The organism is Aquibium carbonis (assembly GCF_003970795.1).
GTDB classification, from domain to species: domain Bacteria; phylum Pseudomonadota; class Alphaproteobacteria; order Rhizobiales; family Rhizobiaceae; genus Aquibium; species Aquibium carbonis.
Window position 1 is genome coordinate 1 of record NZ_RWKW01000100.1, and the last position, 16,965, is coordinate 16,965.

The window sequence follows — 16,965 nt, forward strand, 5'->3', positions numbered from 1 at the left end:
CCGCCGAGGCGGTGCGGCGCGACCTGCGCGCCATCATGGCCGGCCAGCGGCCGCGCCGCCGCGCACCGGCGCCTTCGCCCGAGCGGCTTTCGCACGAGGACGACTACCAGCGACTGAAGGCGACGCTGCTCTCGGGCACCGCGCTCTCCTTCCGCGACGCGCTCTCGCAGGCGCTGGGCATCGGCGTCGAGACCGCGCGCTCGATCGCCGCCTCGCGCAGCTATGACGATCTCATCGCCGCCTTCCGCCACATCGACCTGTCGGAGGAAGAAGCCTTCCTGCTGGTCTGCGCGGCCTGTCCGGAGCGGTTTTCGCGCACCAGCGCCATCCGCCTGTTCCTCGAGCGCTACCGCGCCTTCTCCAGTGACGCCGCCACCGGCATCGTCCTCGCCTGGCGGGCCGACCGGCTGTCGCCGCGCTCGACCCCGTCGCGCAGCGGCGGCCTGGCCTCGGTCCACGCGCTGCCGCCGCGCGGCGACGTCAAGGCGTCGTAAGCGCGACCAGGTCCTCGGCGGGCGTCGCCGTGTCCAGCTCCACGAACCAGACGTCGGAATCAAACCGCGCCTCGCGCTCGATGCGCTTTTCCAGCGCTTCGTCGTCCAGCCCTTCCGCCACCACGGCAAAGCGCCGACCGCCCGTGTCATGGCCAAGGCCCGTTTCGCCGCCATGGCCGGACTTGGCCTCGTCACTGGCCCCGTCCCCATAGCCAGACTGGGGCGCCGGGCCAACCAGCCGGTACAGCCCGTCGCGCCCGCGCAGCACGAGAAAGATCGCGCCGGCCTCGGCCGACCCCTTGCGCATGACGGCCGCGAACCCGCCGGCGTTGAACACCCGGCGCGTCAGGGCGGACACGAAGAACTCGGAGGTCAGGCGTGGCACGGCGGCGCGGTCTCGCATGGCGGATGCGCGCGTTGTAGCGGGCGGGCGGCGATCGGGGAAGGCGGGAGATGGACGGACGCTTGCGACCTCACACGACACATGGCAGCGTTCGTCGGAATGTCCCGGCAACGGCCATTCCGTCCCGATTGACGCGGGTTTCGAAGCGACCGCTCACCGCCTTGGGATCGCGCAGGCATGCCATCGGCTCAAGAGCTGGCCGCAGTCGGCGCGCTTTGGCTGCTTTCCCAGGTCAGGGCTTCAACGACGCGTCGACGGACGGATGGTGCTGTAGTCAACACCAGCCTCAAAAGCTCGGGTGAGGGTTGCCAGCGTGGCGCGGAGTTGATCCTCGACAGGCGCGTTGCCTTCGATCGCCTGGGCGAGCAGTTGGGGATGAATGAAGGCCGTGACGGCATCGCGCACCACCCTTGCCGCCTGGGACACGTCGCTGACGTGCCACTCTCCTCGGTCGACACCCTGAGCGATCAGTTTCTGGATCAGCCGGGTCATGCGCTGCGCGTAAGCGATGATCATGTCCTGGCGCTCGACCAGAATACGCCGATACAGGTCATGGATCTCCCTGTCGCCTGTGAACCGTTTGCGTTTGCGATGGTGGATGTCGAGTACCATGAGCAGCAGGCGTTCGGCAGCCGGTCCCTCCGCGTCCAACCACTTCCCGGCAAGTTCCTCTTCTTCGTCCATGGCCTCTTGAACGATGGCGTCCATAACCGCGGCCTTGGAGGGAAAGAACCGATAGAGCGCTGCGTGGCTGACCCCGAGCGCTTTGCCGATATCCACCATGTTGGTCTTGCCTTCGCCCAGCCGACGCACGAGCGCCGTCGCAGCCTCGAGGATTGCCGCAGGCGAGATGACGTTCTGCTTTTCTGACATGGCGAAAAATTAGGCGCGCCCCCAGCCCTTGTCAACAAGTTACAAATATCGTATTTTGTAATCTGTAACAACGACAGATGTGCAGAGGTGGCAACATGACCATAGCCTTCGTGACAGGTGGCACCGGCTTTCTCGGTGGCCGACTGATCAAGATGCTCGTGAACAGAGGCTGGCAGGTCCGCGCCCTGCACCGATCACCCGGTGATGCGGCGAAACTGGCGGCGCTGGGTGCCGTTCCGGTGCCGGGCGACCTCGACAGCGTCGAGGCGCTGACACGCGGGATCGGTGACGCCGAAGTGGTGTTCCACGCCGCAGCCCTGTTCAAGCTGTGGGGATCGGCGGAAGCGTTCGAGCGGGCGAATGTCGACGGCACCCGCAACGTGCTGGCAGCGGCGAAGGCGCGGGGGGTCAAGCGCTTCGTTCAGATCGGCGCGGGTGCCGTCGTCATGGGCGAAGGCAAACCGATGCTCGGTGTGAATGAAGATGCCCCGCAGACATTCCCGAAATGGGCCCCGTACACCGCCTCCAAGGGACGCGCGCAGCAACTGGTTCTCGCGGCTGACGATCCTTCAGGCATGCGCACGGCGATCATCCTGCCCCCGATGATCTGGGGCGCGGGCATGCCCATGATCCGGGAGACAATCCATAATGTGAATGCCGGGAGGTTCAGGTGGCCGGGCGGCGGCAAGAGCCTGATGTCCACCGCGCATGTCGAGAATGTTTGCCATGCCGCCTTGCTTGCGGCCGAAAGCGCGACCGGTGGTCGCGCCTATTTCGTGACCGACGGCAGGGACCGAAACCTGCGGGAGGTCATGGGGACCTTGCTCGCCACGCAGGGCGTCGATCCGGGCAACAGGTCTGCCCCCCTCGGCGTCGCCTGGTTCATGGCGACCGTGATGGAAGCTCTATGGCGCACCTTCCGCCTCCGCGGGGAGCCGCCGCTGACGCGCCAGATGCTGCGCCTGGTCGGCTACGACTTCACCATGTCCGACCGCCGTGCCCGGGACGAACTGGGATACGCTCCAGTCGTCACCTGGGAGCAAGGCGTCGAGGAAATGCGCGCGGGAGCTCTCCGCCCATGAATTCCAGATGCGCGACCACGGACGCATTCGTCTTCTTTCGCGCATGGAGCCGAAAGCCGCTTCGCGTCGCTTCGATTGTGCCGTCCGGACATTCGCTTGGACGATTGATCACGCAAGAACTCGACGGGACCTGCGGCCCCGTCATCGAACTCGGTCCGGGCACTGGCGCCTTTACCCGTGCCATCATCGCGCGCGGCGTCGCGGAACAGAACCTCGTTCTCGTCGAAATGGGCCGCGAGTTCGCCAGCATGCTCTCCCGACGCTTCCCGCGAGCAACCCTCTTCGAGAGAGATGCTGCCGAACTCGGAAGCCTCGGCATTGGCGGCCCGGTCGGCGCAGTCGTTAGCGGGCTGCCGCTCCTGTCGATGTCGACGAACCAGGTCGAGGCAATCATGTCCGGCGCGTTCAAACATCTCGTTTCCGATGGCTCGTTCTACCAGTTCACCTACGGCCCCCTGTGCCCCGTCCCTCAGAAAATTCTCAGGCTGCTGGGATTGGAATCCAAGCTCATCGGACGCGCGCTGCTGAACTTCCCACCCGCGTCCGTCTATCGGATATCGCGAAAGCCGCTGTAGAAGGGCGTTGCGGTCCTGCTTCCCCGGCTCACAGAGAGCCGTCGGTCAGCAGACCACCCCTTTTCCCCTACCCGCGTCCCCTCCCCCGCCCGGGCACAATTGCCGCCAGGGCAGCGCGTTCTCCGGTAAGTGGCGGCTCGTCGCTTCCAGCACGAGCATCAGCGCGGCGATGACGCCCGTCGCCACCACGGCGAGCGCAGCCGATTCGGAGCCAAGACCGGCGTCCTCGAGGTTGAGCAGCGCGACGCCCAGCGTTTCCGTGCCGGCCGACCAGAGGAGCGCCGAGATCGTCAGTTCGTTGAAGGCGAGCAGGAACACCATCAGGCCGCCGGCCACCACCGAGGGCAGGACGATGGGCAGGATGATCGTGCCGATGCGCTTGGCGATGCCGGCGCCGTCCATCAGGGCGGCTTCCTCGACGTCGCGCTCCAGCGACGAGACCGCCGCCGCCACCGGCTTCAGCGCGACCGCCAGGAAGGAGGCGAGATAGGCGAAGACGATGATCCAGCCGGTACCGTAGAGCGAGACGCCGAGCACGGGCAGCGGGTTGACGAAGAGCAGGATGCAGGCGATGGCGACGACGACGCCCGGCAGGGCATAGGGCATCTCCACCACCGGCAGGATCGCGATCCGTCCGAAGGACAGCCGCCGGTCGATCGCATAGGCGACGAGGACCGACAGCGCCGCCAGGGCGACGGCGGCGCCGCCCGCATAGGTGAAGGAGTTGGCGAAGGCGCGGCGGATCAGCGCCTGGCGCCACATCGTGTCGGTGTATTGCGCAAAGGTCAGCGTCTCCCAGCTCAGTGTCACGCCATAGGCCGGGACCAGCGACTTGGCCACCAGCGAGGCCAGCGGCAAGAGGATGGTGGCGGCGAAGACGAGCCACAGCATCGCTTCGGCCGGCAGCGTGACGGCTCGGGCATGGACGAAGGGCTCCAGGCCGCGCTCCATGTCGGTGCGCACGCCGCGCCGCGAGGTCAGCCAGGTGGAGGCGACGACGGCGATGCCGGCAATCAGCGCGATCAGCAGCGAGATCAGCGCGGCGTCGTTGATCCCGCCGCGGCCGAAGCTCGCCAGTTGCCGGTAGACGGCCGTCGGAAGCGTGGTGACGCCGACTGGCAGGCCGAGCAGCGCCGGGATGCCGAAATTGCCCACGCCCGCCACGAAGGCCAGAAGCACCGCCGACAGGATGTTGACCCGGATGATCGGGAGCACCACGTCGATGACGATCGCCAGGGGCCTGGCGCCGTCGAGCCTCGCCGCCTCCACGAGCGCCTTGGGCACGCGCACCAGCCCGGCGGCGATGATGATGGCGACCAGCGGCGCGTGGTGTAGTCCCATCACGAAGACGATGCCGCCGAAGCCCAGCATCGGGTTGGCGGTGCCCAGCGGCGGCGCCAGCCCCACCGCGTTGAGGATCGGCGAGGACGGACCCGCCAGCGACTTGAAGGCGAGCGCCGAGATCTGTGGCGACACCATCAGCGACAGCACGAACAGGAAGGCGAGCGCGCGCCGGGTGGGCAGCGCCATGGTCGCCAGCGCCAGCGCCACGAGGCCGCCGAGCACGACGGCGAGTGCGGTGGAACCGCCCGCGACGATCAGGCTGTTGAGGGTCGCCCTCGCGACCGACGGGCTCGTCAGAAGGTCGAAGGCCGCCGTGGCGTCGGATCGGATGACGCTCGACGCGGCCAGCACCAGCTGCACGACGGGTAGCAGGCAGAAGACGAGCACCGAGGCGATGACGAGGGCGGAGATCAGGCCGCCCTCGTTGTCCGGCCAGTTGCGATCCCGGGCGGATGTGAGACTGCGCAATGCCGCGAAAGGCCCGTGGGTCACGAGGGTCGATCGCGTGGCTGCGTGACGATCAGTTCTGCCCGAAGATCTCGGCGAACTTCGCCTTGTCGGCCTCCGCCGATTCGAGCGCCTTGGCCGGATCCAGCGGCAAGATGTCGATGTCGGAAAGCGACGGGAAGCCGGCCGGAGCGGCGACGTCCGGGTGCGCGGGCATGTAGCCCTGCGACGCCGCCAGTTCCTGGCCCTCGCGCGAGACGAGGAAATCCACGAAGGCCTTGGCGGCGTCCGGGTTCTTGGTGCCGGACAGGATGGCCACCGGCTCGGAAATGGCCGAGACGCCCTCGGTCGGGAACACGAACTCCACCGGCGCGCCCTTCGCCTTCTCGCGGATAGGCAGGAACTCGACGATCATGCCGTAGAGCTTCTCGCCGCCGGCGACAGCCTGCAGCACGCCGCCATTGCCGCCCGACGCCTGGGCGCCGTTGGCGGCCAGCTGTTCGTAGTAGCTCCAGCCCTGCTCCAGGTTGGCGACGATCGCCTGGGTATGGATGAGCGCGGCGCCCGAGGTCAGCGGCGACGGCATCGCCACCTGGCCCTTGGCTTCCTCCTTCAGGAGGTCGCTCCACGAGGCGGGCACCATCGGGGCATTGGTGTTGTAGATGATGCCGGTGGTGATCAGCTTGGTGGGAAACCACATGCGCTCCGGATCCTGGATCGCCGCATCATAGGCCGAGACGTCCGCCTCCGGATAGGCCAGCAGCTTGCCGTCGCTGGCGAGGTCTTCCATCGTCACGCTGTCGGCGATCAGGAGCACGTCGGCCGGCGAGGCGCCGGCTTCCAGTTCCGCCAGCAGCCGCGCCATCAGCGTCGTGGTGCCGTCACGCACGAAGGTCACCGTCACGCCCGGGTGCTTGGCCATGAAGGCGTCGATGGTCTGCTGCGCGTCGTTGTTCGGCTGGCTGGTGTAAAGCGTCAGGGTGCCTTCGACGGCCGAAGCGCCGGTTGCGGCGCCCAGCAGGGCCGCGCCTGCCAGGAAGGCCTTTAGAAACATACGCATCTCGTGCTCCTTGGAATCGGGGAAATGCAGTCGGCGTAGTGAAGCTGTGTTACCACCCGATGACAGGCCGCGGGGCCGCCGCCGGCAACGGCTTCATTCTCCGGTTCCGTTCGGCCGGAAAACCGCTGGAAACGCCCGCCCCCCGGCGCCCTGCCAGCCCCCGCCACCGCCTCGCCGGTTGCTTTGCAGGCGCTATGGCAATAGGCAGGAACCATTCAAGGAGAACAAGACATGGCGAGACCCCCCAACTACAATCACGAGCGCATGGAGCGCGATCGCGCCAAGGCGGCCAAGAAGGCCGAGAAGCTCGCCGCCAAGGCAGCCGCCAGGGAGCGCGGCGCCGACAAGGCCGCCACCGAGACCGAAGCGAAGAGCGAGACCGAGGAATAGACCGCGCGGGAACGGCGTTCCGCCTCACGCGCCGCATGGCGCGTTTCGTCCTCCCGGCGCGCGCGCCGGAAGGCCGTTCCCAAAGCCGGCCGCGCGGCGCGGCTCAGGCGTTGGCGGTTTTCGGGTCGGCGAAGACGCCGGCCTCGCGGGCCGCCGCTACGAAGGCGCGCCGCGCCCCGATTGGCGGCTTGTCGCCGTTCTGGACGTCCGAGCAGGCCTGGATGGCGGCGCGGTGCTTTTCGGTGCGCTTGCCGGGCCAGCGGTTCAGAAGAAAATCCGAGGTGTCGCGGGCGGTCCGGAGCGTGAGGAGTGAACCCGTCGCGTCGATCCTGACGGTGACGGGCGTATCGAACTGATCTTTTTCCATCGTTCTCCTTACGGCAAAGGCAAGGCGGAAGCGAGGCGATACCGACAGCACCGGCATTTTCCGAACGGCCGGCCGATCCGGCCCTGCGCCGCGGCCCGCCCGGCCGGCCGCGTCAGTAGAGCGGCACCGGCCCGACGAAGCCCGACTGGGCGATCCACGGCGTCTGCCTGGCCTCGGTCGCGCGCACGACCTCGGCCTTCACCTGCGCATAGAGTTCGTCGAGCTCGACGACGCCATTGCCGTCGAGGTCGGTCTCGGGGCGGGCCAGCGCCGCCACCACCGCGCCGGTGAATGCGCCGCCGCGCAACAGCGCGCTCTCGTAGCTGAACTGCCTGCCCTTGGAGGCTGCGAGCACGGCGATCGGCCGGTCCTGCCGCAACAGCACGTCGACGGCGTCGTCGTTGCTCGGCGTACCGGCCGCGCCCGAGTGACAGGCATCGAGGAACACCATGACGCGGCCGGGAAGAGCGGCCAGCCGCCCGGCCAGCGCGTCGAAGGACAGCGCGGTGGCGGCAAGGTCGGCCAGCCGCGTGTTGCGGTGGGCAAGGTGCAGGCGCCCGGTTTCGTCGGTGAGCCCGTGGCCGGCGACATGCAGGAACAGTGTGTCCTGCGGCTGCATGCGCGCGGCGATCGCCTCCAGCCGCGCCGACAGGGTGGTCGCGAGGTCCGGATCGTCGAGCAGCGTCTCGACTTCGACGTCGCCGTAGCGCCCCGGCTTTTCGAAGGCCTGCGCGAAGGCCCGAGCATCGGCGACGGCGAAGCTCAGCGGCGATATGCCCGGGTCGTCGAACCGGTCGGTGCCGACCGCCAGCACGAAGAGCCGGCCCTGCGCCGGCCCGGTCCCGAGGGCCGTGCGCGGCAGCGTCACCGTGCGGCTGGAGAGACCCTTGCGGTCGGTCGCCTGCAAGGCAAACCAGCGTGTCTCCGGCAGGGCGGGAAGCTCGATCTCCAGCTCCGTCCGGTCGCCCGACACCGGCGTCCGTGCAATCCGCATGCCGTCGCGATAGACCGACAGCCCCGCCAGCCCACCGGTGGCCGAGAGCCGAAGGCGCACGCGCGCCTCGTCCTGCAACACCAGATCCACCTGCGGAGGCCGGCCGATCGCGGGCGGCGCGTCGAGCCTTGCGCGGCTGCCGAGACGCGCTTCCACCAGCCGGTCGGTCTTCAGCGGCGCGGCCAGGTTCTGCAGCGAATAGAGCACCGGGTCGCCGGGAAACTTCACCTGCACGTAGCGCGCACCTTCCGGGGTCGACTGGTAGCGCAGGTCCGGGTCCATCACCACCAGCTCGTCGTCGACATACAGCCCCGACAGCGTCTGCGTGCCGTCGGCCAGGGCATAGACGTAGAAGCGGCCGTCGCGGTCGAGCTGCAGCATGTGCGCGCCGTCGGCAAGCAGGCCGAGCAGGTCGATGTCGTCGGCCGAGGACGGCGAGCGGATGGTGGACACGAGGTCCATCGTCGCGGGATCGACGACGAGGATGCGCCGGTCGCGCCCGGCGATCGCCAGCCGGTTGGGCGAAAGCGCATGGACGGCCAGTGGCGCCTCTGCAAACAGCGGCAGGATTCCCTTGAGCTCGATCTCGTCCTCGTCCCAGTCGTCGGAGACGAAGAGATAGGGATGCCCCGACAGGAGCGCGGCGCGCTGGCCGTCGCGGTCATGGCGCAGGAAGGTTGCCAGGCCGTAGGCCGCCGACGACGAGCCCATCCGGCAGACGCGCTGGTGGATGATGGAGACGCCGCCGGCCGCGGCCAGCGTCCAGACATAGGCTTCCGTGTCGGTGCAGGTGTCGAACTGCTCGTCGAGCAGCGCGGTCGCTTCCCGGGCGCACAGCGTCCGCGCCTCGTCGAGCGTCAGCCGGCGCGCCACCATGGCGGGCATGGCCGCCTGGCAGTTCTGCGGCCGCGCGGCCAGCGCGCGCAAATTCTCCTCGATCGGCTCGCCTTCGTCGTCGTAGTAGTCGAGCTCGTCCCAGGACGAATCGTCTTCCGGCAGCTCCAGCGCCTCGAACTGCGCGTCGGTCAGTTCGCGCAGCAGTCTCGGCGCCTGGCGCAAGGTGACGCCGAATTCGGCCAGCCGCACCAGCGCCCGGCGCTGCGCCCCGATCCCGACCGATTTCGACAGCGCCGCCGCGCCGCGTGTCAGGCCGGTGCCGTCGTCGATCCGCGCCGCCTCGGCGGTGTCGATCCGGGCCCGGTCCTGCACGCGATGGGTGGCGACGGGTTCGGGTGGCCGGTCGTCGTCGGGGTTGAACAGCACCCAGCTTCGGGCGTCCGCGGATCGGAGGTCGACCGTCTCGACCAGCGCCGCGTCGTCGAGGCCGAAGCCGGGCACGGCGGGGGCCTCCAGCGCGTCGAAGTCGAAGAAGCGGTGCCGGGACGGATCGATCAGGTCGACCACGTCGAAGGTCCTGCCGGTCGGCCCATGGCCGAGCTTCATCACGCCGTCGGCGCCGCGCAGTTCCGCCACGCCGCCATCGGCGAAGGTACAGGCGCCGCAGCCATGCGCATTGACCACCGGCTCGCGGTCGTCATGCAGCATCTGCCGGAAGGTCACCGCACCGGCGCCCACATGACCGACGAACAGCAGGCTGTCGTTCCAGGCCCAGTGCAACGCATGGACGAAGTCGCTGCGCGACCCGCCGCCGCCGTCGAGCCGGAGGACCGGACGTTCCGCGTAGAGATCGACGACGACGAGATCGCTGCGCAGGTGCGAATAGCCTTCCTCCAGCTCGATCGCGGGACCGACCGCATGGACGTAGCGCGAGCCCGGCGAGAAGTTCGGCTCGAAACCGGGGCCGGCATAGACCAGCGCGCCCGTCTGCGCGTTCAGCACGCGAAACGATTCCGTGCGCACTTCGAGGAGAAACCGCCCGTCGTTGGACAGGATGGTTTGCGTCGGCGTCTCGACGTCGAAGGGGTCCTGCACGATGATCCGCGGCCGGCCGGGCGAGAGCTCCAGCGCAAGGCTTTCGCCGGGCGCCACGACCGGTTCGCCGGCCCATGTCAGAAAGACGGGCACATAGGCGAGCGCCCAGTCCAGCGTCAGGCCGCCCGTCACATAGGGCAGGATGTCGAGCCGGCCGGCGCCGTGGTCGCCATCATGCAGCGGGATGAAGACGCGCATCCGGTCCTGCGCGAAATCGAGCCCGAAGGGTGCCGGCGCACCCGGTTCCAGAGCCATGAACCCGCTGCCGGAAAAGCGCACCTCGCGCGGCATCGCCAGCACCAGGTAGCGCGCGCCGGGGCAGGCTTCGGGCGCGGCCCAGGGGTCCGTCCAGGCGATCGTCAGCGGCGCACCGCTGCCCGGCTCCCCGGTCAGGATCTCGAACGGCTTCGCCCCGGTCGATGGAACCTGGCACGCGCCGGTCTGGGACCAGGCAGGCGCAACGCCCGCAAGAACGGGCAAAACCAGCAGAAGCAGAGTTGCAAGCAAGCGAAGCATGGCTGGATTTCGATCCCCCGTGCAGAGTTTCGCGAGTAGGCATCGGCGACGCCGGAACTGTCAACGATCGCGTACACGCGCCGGCCGGGCGCCAGAAACCGTCAGCATTTCGCTGGAATTATGTCCGGCTGTAAGAATTCGCGAGCGGGCGGGCACAGGCCTGACCTGTCGCCGCCTGCCCCGCCCCCTGCGTCACCGGGCCATCAGCGCGAACACGCCCCAGCCCAGATGGTCGCGCGTATAGGTGGCGTGGCGTTCCGGCTCCGTTGTCAGCTTGGCTCGAATGTCCCCGGCAAGTTCGTCATCGGGGTTCGCGTCGAGCCATCGGCGCATCGTCAGCCACTTGGCCGCCTCGTACCTGTCCCAGCCGTCCTGGTCTGCCAGAACCATCTCGACGACGTCGTAGCCGAGGTTGCGGAAGGTCGCGAGAAGCCCCGGAAGCAGGTGGAAGTCCGAAATCGAACCGGCAAGGCATCCCCGGGCGATCTCGTCCGTGGCCGGCAACCGAATCCAGTATGGCTCGCCGACGAGGATCATTCCGCCGCTCTGGAGGCTTTCGGCCAGAAGCGCGATGGTGCCGGCCACGCCGCCGCCGATCCATGTCGCGCCGACACAGGCTGCGACGCCGACCTTCTCGCCGGCCACATGGCCGGCCGCGTCGCCGTGGATGAAGGTGACGCGATCCGCCACGCCCAGTTCGTCGGCCCTTTGCCTCGCCTGTTCGGTGAACAGCCGGCTCATGTCCACGCCCGTGCCGCGGATGCCGTGATCGCGGGCCCAGGTGCACAGCATCTCGCCCGAGCCGCTGCCAAGGTCGAGCACGCGGGTCTCCGGTTCCAGGCGCAACGCCGCGCCGAGAGTGGCGAGCTTGTCGGCCGTGAACGGGTTGTGGATGCGATGCGCGCTTTCGGTGACGTTGAAGATCCGCGGGATGTCCATGGCTGAAAGGCCTTCCTGTCGACGATGGGATTCGGTGAAGCCCATCGTATCCGAAAAAAGGTCCCGTCAGCCGTCCTCAGTTCGTCAGGCCGATTTCCTGCATCTTGGCAAGCAGCCTGTCGTCCGGTTCGCCGGTCACCGGCAGGCGGAAAAGCGCCTGGAATTCGCGGATGGCGGCGCGGGTCTTTTCGCCGATCACCCCGTCGATCTCGATGCCCTCGTTGCCGAAGGCGCGCAGGCCGGCCTGCACCCTGACCACGTTGGACTGCAGCGCGGCCGCGGCACGGGCCTCGCGCAGGAGGTCGGCGGTGTCGGCTGCGCCGCCGATGTTGGCGGCTTCGCGCGAGCGGGGCACGGGCGCAGCGACCGGAACCGCCGCATAGGCCTGCTCGGACGCGACGGCGGGAGAGGCCGGCAGCGGCACCGGCTGTCCGGCCGGCAATGCACGGGCGGCCTGGCGGTCGGCGCCGATCCCCAGCGCTTCCATCAGCCGGTCGTCGATCTCGGCGGTCGCCTCCATGCCGAGCGTCTTCTGGTAGCCGGCGATGGCGGCGCGCGTCTGCGGTCCCATCAGCCCGTCCACCGTGCCGCGATAGAGGCCGAGGCTCTCCAGCGCGATCTGCACGCGCATGGTGCGCTCCTGCACGGGCGCGGGCTGCACCGGCGCGGCCTGCATCGGGGCGGCCGCGGCCTGCTCGTCCCCCGGTGAGACCGAATTGGTCACCTCCGACGTCGGCTGCATCAGAGCCGCGGGCCGCGGCGCGGGCTGCGACACCGGCTGCGGGGCCGGCGCCGGCGCCGGGCGCTGCACCACGAAGCGTGTTTCCATCAAAGGGCCGGGATGGCGATAGGGCTGGTTCCACAGGGCGTTGGCCGACACGTAGAACAGCACCACCAGGAAGGCCGTGGACGAGCCGACCAGCACCGGGTTTTCCGCGATCGCGGCGCCCGACGCGGCGACGGCGCCGCCGACGAAGGCCGCCAGGGGTGACGGCTCACGCCGACTGCCGGAGCGCTTCATCGGCTGACGTCCTCGGCTTTGCTGCGGGCGGGATGGCGACGATTTCGGCATCGAACATGTCCTGCTGTCTTGGCGGCGTGCGGATCGGCAGCGTCACGGTCACGAGCGTGCCCTCGCCCGGGGCGCTGTCGATGGTCATCGAGCCGGCCTGCAGCTCGACGAGGCCCTTGACCAGGGAGAGCCCGAGCCCGGTCCCTTCATACTGCCTGGTGTAGTCGTTGAGAACCTGCACGAAGGGCCGGCCGATGCGGGCGAGGTCGTCGGCGCTGATGCCGATGCCCGTGTCGGCGACCGTCAGCGTCACGCGGCGGGCGTCGCTCGCGGCGGTCAGGATGACGCGGCCGCCCTGCGGCGTGAACTTCACGGCGTTGGACAGGAGGTTGATCAGGATCTGCTGGATGGCGCGGCGATCGGCGAACAGGTCGCCCTTGGCGGCGTCGATGTCGCGCACCAGCGTCACGTCCTTGGTCTTGGCCTGGCACGAGACCATCGACAGCGAAGTGTCGACGGCGTCGGCGAGGCGGAACGTCTCGGGCAGGATCGGGTAGGTGCCGGACTCGATGCGCGCCACGTCGAGGATCGAATTGACGATGGCCAGCAGATGCTCGCCCGACTCCCGCACCAGGCCGACATAGTCGCGCTGGCGATCGGAGGCGAGCGGGCCGGCCATGCCGCTGGCCAGCATGTCGGAGAAGCCGATGATGGCGTTGAGCGGCGTGCGCAGCTCGTGGCTGACGGTGGCGAGGAAGCGCGCCTTGCCGATTTCGGCGCGGTGGTTGGCGTCCGCCAGCGCCTCGCGCAGGTCGGCGTGCGCGGCATTGTCGCGCAGCAGCGCCACGAAGCCCGCGTCGGCGCGCCCCTGCCCCATCAGGTCGACGGCGAAGGAATGGTAGCCGCCATCGCGGCGCTGGCCGTCGGCGGGCAGGCGCAGCCGCAATTCCACCTGGCGCAGGTCGGCGCCGTCGCGCAGATCGGCGAGCGCGGTCAGCCAGGCGATGCGGTCGGCGACGTGAATGCGCTCCATCAGGCCCGCGCCGTGCAGGAATTCCGGTTCCAGCCGCAACAGCGTGCGGGATCGGTCGGAGCAATCGACGACGTCGCCGGCTCGGGTGAGCCGCAGCACGACACCGGGCAGGATCGCCTCCAGCGGCGGCAGCGCCGCCTCGCTCGGGGCGGACTCGTCGACGTCTGAGAAGGCGCCGCGGCGCAGCCACAGCGTCATGCCGTAGGCGATGGGCAGAAGCCAGTGCGAGGCGGCGGCGGGCTGCACCGCGTCCGGCCAAAGAAGGGACAGGGCGATCGCGCCGCCGATGGCCGCGGCCATGGCCGCAAGGCCGGCGCGCAAGGCGCTGCGACTGCGCAGCGCGAACCAGGGTTCGATCACCAGCGGCAGCCAGGCCAGGAACAGCGGCGAATTCACGCCCCCGCCCAGGTGGATGACCACGGCCACCGGCGCCGCCGCGAAGGCGAGCAGCAGGGGCGCGGCGATCGCGCGCGAGCCGGTCTGCGCGATGGCGACGGCGGCGGTCCATCCGACGACGAAGACGATGCAGATGGCGGCGAGCGCCATGGGAAGGCTGACGGCGGGAAACAGAACCTGCGCGAAGGCGCCGCCGATGACGAGCGGTCCCGCCAGGGCGACCGCGAGCAGCCGCCGGTGCAGCTCGCGCTCACCCGCGTCGGCGATCGAGGGATGGACGAGCCGACCGCAGGCCTGTCCAAGCCGCGAACACCCTTCGCTCGTTCCTGTCGGAAGCCTACTCAACACCACGCACTCGCTGACGTCCGTTCGACGGATCTTCGTTCGGTTCGACCCTCGCATCCCCGGTTTAATGAATGAATAAGGCAGGGCATGGCGATCGCCTCGGCAACCCCGAAAACGACCGCGGGCTGCATCATCCTTGGGCAAGCTTGGGTTGATGGTTAACGGAGCGTGTCCACGCCCGCGCCCGGCAAGAGCTGCGGCCGCCCGGCATTCCGGAGCGATTGCCAAACCTTTTCAGCAACATGGGTGGTTGCCAAAGGCTTTCGGCATCCACGCGCATTTGCCTCGAATCAAAGGCAGCGCCAACCCTTCCCATTTGCATCAAATTTGAGGAAAATTGCGAAACCGGCTGCAATCGGGCGTTGGGAGCCGTCCTGTATCACGGCCTCGACAGCCCGCGCATTCGTGGCGGGCCCTGGGATGACGGGACGTAAGGCAATGGGTTTCCTGATCCGGACGAGTTTCTGGTTTTCGCTGGTTCTCCTGTTCCTGCCGATCGCGCCGGGCGAGGACACCGAGACGGTCAGCCCGCTCGCCGCGCTGGTGGCGGCGCGGGATGCGATCGGCGACGTCGGCGGCATGTGCGAGCGCGAGCCGCAGGTCTGCGAGACCGGCCGCGCCGCGCTGCAGACCATCGGCGTGCGGGCCCGCGAAAGCGCCCGCATCGCCTACCAGATGCTGGAGCCGGAACCGACCGCCGACGACGCCATCACCACCGGCGGCGTCTCCCCCGCCGAATGACCTGACCGCGACCGACTGCGGCCACGCCGCGACGAACCGGCGGGCCGCTCCGTCGTTCCCCTTTCGATCGACTGCCGGACTCCTGGCGCGCCGCATGCATGGGCCTCGTGCATGCGGCTTTTTTTTCGTTGCGCCGAAATCGGCGGGCGCCCGGTTCAACAGGCCGGTGTTCCGCTCTATATGGCGGTCAACAGGGACGCAAAGAGCATCATGGCCGCCGACATCCAGTCCATCATCGACGATTTCGCCTTCATCGACGACTGGGAGGACCGCTATCGCTACGTGATCGACCTTGGCCGCGACCTGCCGCCCTTTCCCGAAAGTGCCCGCACCGAGGAAAACCGCGTGCCGGGCTGCGTCAGCCAGGTCTGGCTCACCACCAGCCGCGGCGGCGGCGACGATCCGGTCATCGAGTTCGCGGGCGATTCGGACGCGCACATCGTGCGCGGGCTCGTGGCGCTGATGCTGGCGCTCTATTCCGGCCGCCGGGCGAGCGAGATCGTCGCCACGGATGCGGAGGGGATGCTCGCCGGCCTCGGCCTCGACGAGCATCTGACGCCCCAGCGCTCCAACGGGCTGCGCTCGATGGTCAAGCGCATCCGCCACGACGCCAGCCTGGCGCTTTCCCACCCGGCCTGAGGTCGCCCGGCGTCACGGCCGGGCGGTGCGGGGCCGATAGTCGCTCGCGCCCCAGTGGAGGATGCGGCCGGTCTGGCGCCTCGTCTCCGGCGCGTAGTGGCGCGCCAGCGCCGACAGCGCCGCCTTGAGCACGACCTTGGCCGAGCGGACCGGCCAGCCGCGTTCCGCCTCCACCGTCTCCAGCCCCTTCAGGAAGCAGCAGACGTCCAGCAGAAGGCCCGCGAGTTCGGGACCGACCGCCTCGATGGCGCGATCGACCCGCGCGCGCGCCGCCAGCGCGGCATCGGTCAGGTCGAGCGGGCTGCCGCCCGGTCCGCCCGATCCGCCGCCGCCGAGCGAGTCCCAGTTGACGCCGAGCCGCGGCACGAGCAATCCCCTTGTGTAGTCGCTGCGCAGCCGCTCGCCGGCGCCAAACAGCACCGCATCGAGGAACGGCCGGCCGTTGCGGTCCTTCAGGCGGGCGAGCTTGAACAGCGGCGACTCGCGGATGTTCACCGCCGCCGCGCGCGGGCCGTCATCCGTCTCCACCGTCGCGACGCCGAGTTCGCCGCGCTGGAGCAGCAGCGGCCGCTCGGTCTCCCGGAACCGCGCATAGGCGGCGCGGCCCGTCTCCGTCAGCCGCACCATGCCGTCGCCGAAGCGCTCGATGCAGTTGGCTTCCACGAGCACGTCCAGGGACGTGACCTCGACGCTGATCACGCCCAGCCGGTCGGAACGCATCCGGACCCGCCCACGCTGGGCTGCCTCCTCCACATGCGCCTCGCCGCCGGCGAGGAACCGCAGGATGCGAAGCCGAACCTTGTCCACCGCGCGCCTCACCAGCGGCACTCCAGTCCGCGAAGCGCCGCGCCGGCCACCCGTTCGGTCATCGCCACGATGGCATCGAAATCGGCGTCGTCGCGCATGTCCTCCACCAGGTGGCAGGCATGCAGCACGGTGGTGCGATCCCGCCCGAAGCCACGTCCCACCTCCGACATCGACAGGCCCATGATCACATGCGTCACATACATCGCGATCTGCCGCACGCGCGACACGCTGGTCGTGGCGCGGCCGGAGGCGCGCAGTTCGCGGCCGCTGACGTTGAACAGCGCCGAGCAGATGTCGATCATGCAATCGCAGACGAAGACCACCCGCTCGGGCGGGCGCGCAACCGCCATGGACGGGCGGGCGCCGCGATCGTGCGGCGGCGTCGCCGACAGCGGCGGCGCGATGGTGGAGATGCGAAGGATCTGGCAGGCATTTGGCGATGGCACGGAACATTTCCCCCTTTGAATAGGAATATGTTCCTCTTATACCGAAACTCCGCGAGGGTGTGAACAAAACCGCAACGCCGAAAATCGCGACTTTCTCTCAACATCCTGCTTTTGTTCGATCTTTTCTGCA

The 16,965-nt window shown here is 68.9% G+C and carries 16 protein-coding genes and 1 pseudogene; 6 read left to right on the top strand and 11 right to left on the bottom strand.

Going from position 1 to position 16,965, the window contains the following annotated elements; all coding sequences use genetic code 11:
* Window positions 1–494: pseudogene (locus EJC49_RS25835) on the top strand (hypothetical protein); the annotation flags it as partial.
* On the opposite strand, the gene EJC49_RS21900 reads toward EJC49_RS25835, so the two are convergent.
* Window positions 481–879, bottom strand: a complete 399-nt coding sequence (locus EJC49_RS21900; RefSeq protein ID WP_245453515.1) for a DUF1491 family protein — start codon at window positions 877–879, stop codon at window positions 481–483. The pseudogene EJC49_RS25835 and the gene EJC49_RS21900 overlap by 14 nt on opposite strands.
* A gap of 258 nt (window positions 880–1,137) precedes the next feature.
* Complete coding sequence (locus EJC49_RS21905) at window positions 1,138–1,770, bottom strand: TetR/AcrR family transcriptional regulator (protein ID WP_126702066.1); 633 nt, start codon at window positions 1,768–1,770, stop codon at window positions 1,138–1,140.
* Between the two features lie 95 nt (window positions 1,771–1,865).
* On the opposite strand from EJC49_RS21905, the gene EJC49_RS21910 reads away from it, so the two are divergent.
* Entirely contained in the window at window positions 1,866–2,852 is a 987-nt protein-coding gene (locus tag EJC49_RS21910; protein ID WP_245453516.1) for an NAD-dependent epimerase/dehydratase family protein, read from the top strand.
* Window positions 2,853–2,956: 104 nt separating this feature from the next.
* Window positions 2,957–3,427: a class I SAM-dependent methyltransferase gene (locus tag EJC49_RS21915; RefSeq protein ID WP_245453517.1), complete on the top strand. Its 471-nt coding sequence runs from the start codon at window positions 2,957–2,959 to the stop codon at window positions 3,425–3,427.
* 45 nt (window positions 3,428–3,472) lie between these two features.
* On the opposite strand, the gene EJC49_RS21920 is transcribed toward EJC49_RS21915, so the two are convergent.
* A complete protein-coding gene (locus tag EJC49_RS21920; RefSeq protein ID WP_210211842.1) occupies window positions 3,473–5,239 on the bottom strand; it encodes an ABC transporter permease in 1,767 nt (588 codons plus the stop codon).
* A gap of 52 nt (window positions 5,240–5,291) precedes the next feature.
* A complete protein-coding gene (locus EJC49_RS21925; protein ID WP_126702070.1) occupies window positions 5,292–6,278 on the bottom strand; it encodes an ABC transporter substrate-binding protein in 987 nt (328 codons plus the stop codon).
* Between the two features lie 231 nt (window positions 6,279–6,509).
* Between EJC49_RS21925 and EJC49_RS25840 the strand changes: the two genes are divergently transcribed.
* Complete coding sequence (locus tag EJC49_RS25840) at window positions 6,510–6,668, top strand: hypothetical protein (protein WP_170314833.1); 159 nt, start codon at window positions 6,510–6,512, stop codon at window positions 6,666–6,668.
* Between the two features lie 103 nt (window positions 6,669–6,771).
* Here EJC49_RS25840 and EJC49_RS21930 read toward each other — a convergent pair whose 3' ends face one another.
* The 5 genes from EJC49_RS21930 to EJC49_RS21950 all read right to left on the bottom strand — a co-directional run bounded on the left by EJC49_RS21930 (window position 6,772) and on the right by EJC49_RS21950 (window position 14,202).
* The gene (locus EJC49_RS21930) at window positions 6,772–7,035 is read right to left on the bottom strand and encodes a DUF982 domain-containing protein (protein ID WP_126702097.1); all 264 of its coding nucleotides are present in this window, start codon (window positions 7,033–7,035) and stop codon (window positions 6,772–6,774) included.
* 112 nt (window positions 7,036–7,147) lie between these two features.
* Complete coding sequence (locus tag EJC49_RS21935; RefSeq protein ID WP_126702071.1) at window positions 7,148–10,477, bottom strand: caspase family protein; 3,330 nt, start codon at window positions 10,475–10,477, stop codon at window positions 7,148–7,150.
* Window positions 10,478–10,669: 192 nt separating this feature from the next.
* The gene (locus tag EJC49_RS21940) at window positions 10,670–11,416 is read right to left on the bottom strand and encodes an SAM-dependent methyltransferase (protein ID WP_126702072.1); all 747 of its coding nucleotides are present in this window, start codon (window positions 11,414–11,416) and stop codon (window positions 10,670–10,672) included.
* A 76-nt stretch (window positions 11,417–11,492) separates the two neighbouring features.
* The gene (locus EJC49_RS21945) at window positions 11,493–12,437 is read right to left on the bottom strand and encodes a peptidoglycan-binding domain-containing protein (protein WP_126702073.1); all 945 of its coding nucleotides are present in this window, start codon (window positions 12,435–12,437) and stop codon (window positions 11,493–11,495) included.
* Window positions 12,412–14,202 carry a sensor histidine kinase gene (locus EJC49_RS21950; protein ID WP_126702074.1) on the bottom strand — a complete coding sequence of 597 codons (1,791 nt, stop codon included), beginning with the start codon at window positions 14,200–14,202 and terminating at the stop codon, window positions 12,412–12,414. The genes EJC49_RS21945 and EJC49_RS21950 overlap by 26 nt, the downstream gene beginning before the upstream one ends.
* A 438-nt stretch (window positions 14,203–14,640) precedes the next feature.
* On the opposite strand from EJC49_RS21950, the gene EJC49_RS21955 reads away from it, so the two are divergent.
* Window positions 14,641–14,943, top strand: coding sequence for a DUF5330 domain-containing protein (locus tag EJC49_RS21955; RefSeq protein ID WP_126702075.1), 303 nt, complete (start codon window positions 14,641–14,643; stop codon window positions 14,941–14,943).
* 210 nt (window positions 14,944–15,153) lie between these two features.
* Complete coding sequence (locus tag EJC49_RS21960) at window positions 15,154–15,582, top strand: SufE family protein (protein ID WP_126702076.1); 429 nt, start codon at window positions 15,154–15,156, stop codon at window positions 15,580–15,582.
* Window positions 15,583–15,594: 12 nt separating this feature from the next.
* Here EJC49_RS21960 and EJC49_RS21965 read toward each other — a convergent pair whose 3' ends face one another.
* Together EJC49_RS21965 and EJC49_RS21970 are read right to left on the bottom strand one after the other, a co-directional pair.
* A complete protein-coding gene (locus EJC49_RS21965; RefSeq protein ID WP_245453518.1) occupies window positions 15,595–16,401 on the bottom strand; it encodes a DUF6456 domain-containing protein in 807 nt (268 codons plus the stop codon).
* Window positions 16,398–16,835: a helix-turn-helix domain-containing protein gene (locus EJC49_RS21970; RefSeq protein ID WP_245453519.1), complete on the bottom strand. Its 438-nt coding sequence runs from the start codon at window positions 16,833–16,835 to the stop codon at window positions 16,398–16,400. The genes EJC49_RS21965 and EJC49_RS21970 overlap by 4 nt, the downstream gene beginning before the upstream one ends.
* Window positions 16,836–16,965: the final 130 nt, after the last annotated feature.